This window comes from Pseudanabaena sp. 'Roaring Creek' (genome assembly GCF_001402795.1).
Classification (GTDB): Bacteria; Cyanobacteriota; Cyanobacteriia; order Pseudanabaenales; family Pseudanabaenaceae; genus Pseudanabaena.
This window is the reverse complement of record NZ_LIRE01000445.1, coordinates 1-6,829: the sequence shown is the minus strand read 5'-3', so window position 1 is coordinate 6,829 and position 6,829 is coordinate 1. Positions and strand designations below refer to the sequence as shown.

At 44.6% G+C, this 6,829-nt stretch carries 6 protein-coding genes and 1 tRNA gene; 5 read left to right on the top strand and 2 right to left on the bottom strand.

Annotated features, from left to right (window positions below; genetic code table 11):
- Positions 1-586: 586 nt before the first annotated feature.
- Positions 587-2,023: a type IV pilus twitching motility protein PilT gene (locus AC805_RS14450; protein ID WP_055076069.1), complete on the bottom strand. Its 1,437-nt coding sequence runs from the start codon at positions 2,021-2,023 to the stop codon at positions 587-589.
- Positions 2,024-2,136: 113 nt separating this feature from the next.
- Here AC805_RS14450 and map point away from each other — a divergent pair, with 113 nt between their 5' ends.
- The 3 genes from map to AC805_RS14435 all read left to right on the top strand — a co-directional run bounded on the left by map (position 2,137) and on the right by AC805_RS14435 (position 5,073).
- A complete protein-coding gene (gene map / locus AC805_RS14445) occupies positions 2,137-2,982 on the top strand; it encodes a type I methionyl aminopeptidase (protein WP_055076068.1) in 846 nt (281 codons plus the stop codon).
- 93 nt (positions 2,983-3,075) lie between these two features.
- On the top strand, positions 3,076-3,753 hold the full coding sequence (locus AC805_RS14440) for an SDR family oxidoreductase (RefSeq protein WP_055076067.1): 678 nt from the start codon (positions 3,076-3,078) through the stop codon (positions 3,751-3,753).
- Between the two features lie 159 nt (positions 3,754-3,912).
- The gene (locus tag AC805_RS14435; protein WP_055076066.1) at positions 3,913-5,073 is read left to right on the top strand and encodes a LysM peptidoglycan-binding domain-containing protein; all 1,161 of its coding nucleotides are present in this window, start codon (positions 3,913-3,915) and stop codon (positions 5,071-5,073) included.
- 120 nt (positions 5,074-5,193) lie between these two features.
- Here AC805_RS14435 and AC805_RS14430 read toward each other — a convergent pair whose 3' ends face one another.
- Entirely contained in the window at positions 5,194-5,934 is a 741-nt protein-coding gene (locus AC805_RS14430; protein WP_055076065.1) for a hypothetical protein, read from the bottom strand.
- A gap of 92 nt (positions 5,935-6,026) precedes the next feature.
- Between AC805_RS14430 and AC805_RS14425 the strand changes: the two genes are divergently transcribed.
- Positions 6,027-6,098 (top strand) — tRNA-Ile (locus AC805_RS14425).
- Positions 6,099-6,426: 328 nt separating this feature from the next.
- Positions 6,427-6,795 carry a type I restriction-modification system subunit M N-terminal domain-containing protein gene (locus tag AC805_RS14420; RefSeq protein ID WP_055076064.1) on the top strand — a complete coding sequence of 123 codons (369 nt, stop codon included), beginning with the start codon at positions 6,427-6,429 and terminating at the stop codon, positions 6,793-6,795.
- Positions 6,796-6,829: the final 34 nt, after the last annotated feature.

Genomic DNA, 6,829 nt, shown 5'->3' with positions numbered 1-6,829 from the left:
TACGGAAGTTTTGTTTAATTGCAAGCAGAAATAATTTTGATAATTCTAAATAGGTAAGGGAAAACTAAGTAAGTGGGCTCAATTAAATATAAAATCCTAAAACCTGTGGCGCACGCTGCGCGTGCGCCACAGGTTTTAGATCTGGATTTTAATTATGCTGAGGTACTTATCACCTCTATCCTTTCCATAAACTCTAGATAATCTAGATACGGCTAACGCCAAATATATCCATACATAATACCCAGTAAAGAAATGGCTACGCCATTTCTTTATACCAGATCACAAAATGGCTACGCCATTTTGTGATTTTAAAACCCTTACTGGGTTTGGTTTTCAATTCCCAAAAGTGTAGCTACACTTTTGGGAATTGGTATTATACCAAAACACAAAATGGCTACGCCATTTTGTGATTTTAAAACCCTTACTGGGTTTGGTTTTCAATTCCCAAAAGTGTAGCCACACTTTTGGGAATTGGTATTACTGGGTATACAACCCAAAAAGAGAGATGCGGCACGCAGTGCCGCATCTCTCTTTTTGGGTTTGTCATAGGTATGACTATCAGCCGCTATAAATGCGATCGCAAGATCTACATACGACCACGCAGCATTTGTGCCATTTCGTTGGGTTTTGGAGAATTCTCCACGGCAGTTTCCTCCGTAATCCGACCATCTTCATACAGTTTATAAAGGGATTGGTTCATATTCACCATTCCTTCGTAGGTACATTTAGGAATGATCGCCTCAATCTCATCTACCTCACCACGCTTGATATAGTCGCGCACGGCATCGGTATTGATCATGATTTCATGAACCGCCGCTCGCTTCCCATCCGTAGTCCGAACCAATGACTGGGCAATAACTCCCACCAATGACTCTGCAACCTGAATTCGCATTGGGCTCTGTTGCTCTGGTTCGTAGAGATTCAGAATCCGTTCGATGGTTTTTACAGCACTATTCGTGTGCAGGGTTCCAAATACTAAGTGACCTGTTTGAGCGGCTTTAAGAGCTGTATTTACAGTTTCTTTATCGCGCATTTCCCCAATCAGAATGATATCAGGATCTTCACGTAAAGCTGCCTTTAGTGCATTATCAAACTTGAGAGTATGGATACCTACCTCCCTCTGCTTGATCAGTGCTTTTTTACTTTGATGTACAAATTCGATCGGATCTTCGATAGAAATTAAATGCTTCTGCATTTCGGTGTTGATGAAGTCCACCATCGCCGCCAAAGTAGTAGATTTACCCGACCCCGTTGGTCCCGTTACAAGGATTAAACCTTTGTGCGTATAGCAAAGTTCACGGAATACTTCTGGTAAGCCAAGCTGATCGATTGACAAAATCTTTAAGGGAATTAATCGCAATACCATCGCTGGCCCCCGCAACGAATCAAAAATATTGATCCGACAGCGAGCAAATTCGTACTGGGTTGCACCATCAAACTCTAAAGTATCTCGAAATTGCTGGATTTGCTTATCATCCATAATTTCTGTCAACCAAGTGTCAAACGTCTGTTTGTCTGGCATCGGATATTGCTCCTGAGTCACCATCAAGCCCCGACTCCGAAATCGCACTGGTTCGTTAACTCCAGCATGAATATCCGAACATCCTTGCTCGTGCGCATCTTTGACAATTTGCGCTAGGGTTGGCTGTCCCGAGCTGCGCTGCAAAATCGACGGAACACCAAGCCCTGGCAAATTTGGCGGTGGACCTGGACGAATTGGGGGACGTGGGTTAGGAGGAGGTGGCACGCTCGTCACTTGCGTATCTGTCGGAATCGCCATCTGTGCTTGACGGGCTGCTGCCGCTGCTCGTGCCTGTTGAGCGGCTTGAGCCTGCTGTAGTTGCGCAGGAGTGAGCGCTGCGCGAGCTTGTTGTGCAGCCTGTGCCTGAGGATTGGGAGGTGCTTGGGGGTTGTTTGGAGGAGCGACACGCTGCTGGGCGGGGGCGGCAGGGTTAGTACGTGGCTGTGGCACGCCGCCGCCAGAAGAAGGGGGCGGTACGGGAGGCATCCCAGATTGCGTCATAGTTGAACCTCGTTCTTAGTCAGTTTCTGCTATTTGACCTAGAAATAACCAATCCTGTTACTTAATAGGCTAAAAATATATTAGCCCTTGTAAATACTATCCTCAAATAATTAATGAATATTCTCAGTGCACTTCGCTCTAAACCGAGTGCAGATAATCCTAAAGCTTCTAAGCAATCTCCCCCCAAGCAAACTAAAGGCATTGAAATTAAGTCTCAACGTGAGTTGGACTATATGCGCGAATCATCTCGGATTGTGGCGACTGTCCTCAAGGAAATTTCGGAAATTATTGCCCCTGGCATGACCACGATGGATCTCGATGCCCATGCTGAGAAGCGCATTCGCGAAATGGGTGCAGTTCCTAGCTTTAAAGGATATAGCGGCTTTCCTGCTAGCATTTGTTCCAGCATTAATAATGAGGTCGTCCACGGCATACCCAGTGCGAAAAAAGTAATTAAGCTGGGCGATCTTGTCAAAATTGATACTGGTGCTTTTAAGAATGGCTTTCATGGTGACTCTTGTATCACCCTAGCAGTTGGAAATGTCAGCGAGAAGGCTGCTAAGTTGATGAGAGTTGCGGAAGAGGCTCTGTATAAGGGGATCGAGCAGGTGAAGCCTGGCAATTGTATGCTCGATTTAGCGGGAGCAATTGAAGATCATGTGAAGGCTAATGGGTTTGCGATCGTTGAAGATTTTACGGGGCATGGTGTCGGTCGAAATCTGCATGAAGAACCTTCAGTATTCAATTTCCGCACGCACCAGTTGCCTAATGTGCGATTTCGTCCTGGAATGACTTTGGCGATCGAACCAATTTTGAATGCTGGCTCTAAGCGAGTGCGGATTTTGGCGGATAAGTGGACGGCGGTGACAGTTGATAACCAACTTTCGGCGCAGTTTGAACATACAGTTTTAGTAACCGAGACTGGTTATGAAATTTTCACCGATCGCACTAAAGTCTAAAACCTAATCGCGGCTGATCGCGTCCAATTGAGGTTGAAAACCATCAAAAAGCTTTGCGATGCGGAGCTTTTTGATCGAAAACTATGGGAATCTATGCAAAATATCTTTCTAGCTGGCTCTAGTCGTGGTGTTGGTCGAGAAATTGCCAAACTACTGCTAGAAAATGAGCCCCCACTGGTACGTTTAGTCGCACTGCTCCGCAACCCAACCTATGCCGTGGAGTTGGAGGCTTTGGGAGCAAAGGTGATGTTGGGCGATGCCTTAGACTATCCGACCCTCGAAGCAGCCATGTCGAATTGTGGCGCGATCGATGCGGTCATTACGACTATGGGTGGATTGCCCAGCGATCGCGGCGAACGTGCCGACTGTGAAGGTAATAAAAATTTGATCGACCTTGCGGTCAAACGGGGAGTCAAAAAGTTTATTTTGGTTTCATCGATCGGCAGTGGCAATAGTGTGGTGGCGATCGCGCCACAGGTTTTGCAAGCGTTAGGGGCAATTCTCAAGGAAAAAGAAAAGGCAGAGCAACATTTAGTTAACAGTGGATTAACCTATACGATTATTCGTCCTGGGGGGCTGAAATCAGAAGCGGCAACGGGAACTGCGGTACTTACAGAAGATCCGACAATTTCGGGTATTATTCATCGTACCGATGTCGCCCGCCTAGTTTGTGATTGCTTGAATTCTGACAGGGCAAATAATAAAGTTTTTTCGGCGATCGATCGCCATATGCTCTTTAAGCCAGTACAGTTTGAAATATTCGATTTGTAATTCCAATCTGTATAGCAATAGTCAGTAATGTTAGGACAAAAATCAAACCCAATAGAGAATTGCGGCGCTTCGCGCCGCAATTCTCTATTGGGTTTGATGTCCTGACTTAAGTGAATACAGCTATAATTCCAATCTGTAATTCCAATCTGTGATGAGGTTATGCAGGAATATATTGTTAAAGCTGGGGATACTCTATCGGCGATCGCCAAACGCTTTTTAGGTGTCAATGGTGATTGGCGAGAGATTGCTCGTATCAACAACATTACCAATCCTGCAAGTTTGCAAATAGGGCAGCGATTGATGATCCCCACCGATCCAAGCCCTCCAATTACCCAAAGTCCTGAAGTTGCCATGGTCAGGAATACCCTACAGGCAGTCTATCCACCCAATAAAATTGCCATTTCCTTTACGACCGTTGGCAGTGATGTAATTGCCAAATTGCTAAATACGGGACAACAAGAAGTTTTTGCTAAAACAAAAGATTTGGGGCTTTACCGCTTAGGAATTTTTAAACTGCGCGACTTCATTACCTACGGCTCTGGTTTACTCCAACAAGTGCAGATGAGCCCATCGGAAATTAATGTCATGTTGGTCACTGCCGCTAATGAGGGCAGTCTTGATGCGATTAATACTTGGGACAATCAATACTTGAGCTTTGGCATATTTCAATGGACATTGGGATCAGCAGGGCAACAGGGAGAACTACCTGCTTTTTTAAGCAATTTAAAAAGGCGCTATCCTTCCGAATTTCAATATTACTTTGGGCAGTTTGGCGTTGATACTAGCTCTTTAGACGGTAATACAGGTTGGCTCTCGCTCAATGGGACGCGTTTGGTAACTGAATCCGACAAAAATTTGATGCGACAACCAATCTGGGCTTTACGATTTGCGATCGCGGGTATGGATGCTCTTGTGCAATCAGTGCAGGTAGTCCACGCTATTTCCAGACTCGATCGCTTTTATTTTACGCCTACCCAAACCTTGCAGGGATTTTCGCTATCTCAACTTTTAAGCTCGGAGTTTGGGGTTGCCCTTCTCCTCGATCATCATGTCAATCGCCCCAGCCATGTCATTCCCTGTGTTGCTGATGCGCTTTCGCGATCGGGGCTAACGCCCACTCAAGTGGCTCAAGGCTCAGCCGATAACGAAGCACTCATCATTCAGAATTATTTAACCCTACGCGAAACCTTTGGCGGTGCAAATGCCATGACCAAATCTCGTGAAAGGGCAGAACTAATCAGAAAAGAGATTGCTACGGGTAATTTGTCCCCCCAAAGGTTTTCCTTTCGCTCAAACCGCCAAGCAAGATCCTCCGCTTAGCTTTTTGCAGTTTGATGAAGTGCCTTGCCATTCTTTTCTGAGATTTCACGTACTAGTAAATTATAGCTGCCGCCAACTTTAGCTAGCGACAACTTGAAATCTCAAAAACACACAAATATCTCAAGGTCTTAGCTCAAACTGACTGGGTAATCTGCGCTCAGGAATAGAAAATTGTCCTGCGGTCTGGGGCAATATTTGCCCTCCCACAGCCTTAGGATACTTTGAGTCAAGTAAGCGTGAATCTCGGTCTTCCCATCGGCTCCGAATAGGGCTTAGCTCTACTGGTGTGGATACTAGTGACAAACTACTCGCGTTATTTGCCAGAGGGCGATCAAAATTAGACTCGTAAGCACGACTACTGATATAAACCTTTTGTCGCAACGCCGCAATTCTTAAAGCTATCCGCTCGTCAGCATCAGCGGAAACCATTAAAGGATCGCGCATTGAGTTATAAACACGATCTACTCTTGCATATAGGCGTTTGCGATCGCTAACATTCGCCTTAGCGACATAAGCGGGTCTTCTTAAATCACCGATCTCTTGCTTTATCTGTGCCTTCACCGTGGCGATCGCTTCTTCTTCATCAAGCAAGAATGAAGTTTTGGCATCACTTGAACTTTGGGGCGAGGATTTCGTTGAGTCACTTGGCTTAGATACGGGACTCGCCTTCGGCAGTTTTATACCCGCAGGCGAAGGATTGACCCCCTCTAATGCCTGCTTACCAAATTTGTATGATGCTAGTCCAGCCAATGTACCTACGACTATCATGGCAAATAGCAGTAGTAGACTGTAACTTAGTCTAAATTTCTTAGGAGACTTTTTTTTCTTGCGTAAGCGTTTTTCGGGTTGAGGAGTTGCCATCACAAACTTTTTTAGCTAATAATTGCTATCAGGCAACCTGCAAGGTGCTTCCTTGATAGCATATAATACTTACGGCTATAATCACAATATACCCAAGGTTGGCTGACTGGTAAAGCAAACGACTCATAATCGTTGATATGTCGGTTCGATTCCGACACCTTGGATAAGGCACACAAGCCACTACAACTAAATTACACCGTGTAAACACTTACACGGTTAGATACTTTTGGATACATTTAGGCTAGTTATATTAGGCTAGTTATAAAAACAAAGACTAGTCATAGCCCCAAAATGAAAGATCTACCCGATAATATTTTGTTGCTGATGGCTAGGCAATGCCATTTAAACAAAAGTAATTTTCTTGATCTTATAGATTGTCATTTATGCAGGGGAGATTATGAGACAAAATTGGGAAAAATGGTGATATTAGTTGAGATTGATGCTTTTCTGTATGATAGGTAACTGCCCTATCATCGCCTAATCGCCTCTAGTATGGACAATTTTCAGGAAACCAGCAACTTTATCTGGCAAATTGCGGATGAAATCTTGCGGGATGATTTTAAACGGGGTAAGTATCCTGATGTGATTTTGCCATTTACGGTGTTGCGGCGCTTAGATTGTGTATTGGCTCCAACGAAAGAGCTTGTATTGCAACGATATGAGACTTTGACGGCTAAGGGTTTACAAAATCTTGATGGTCAGCTTAGAAAAGCGGCGGGTAAGTCGTTTTATAACATCTCGAAATATGACTTTTCTAGGGAATCAAAGGAAACTGAGAAAGATCCTAATAAGATTAGTCAGCCCTTGCTAGATGATGCTAAAAATATTGGCAAAAATATAGTCGTTTTAAATAACTTGTAGACGGGCTTCGACTTCGCTCAGCCCTCGGTGTAAG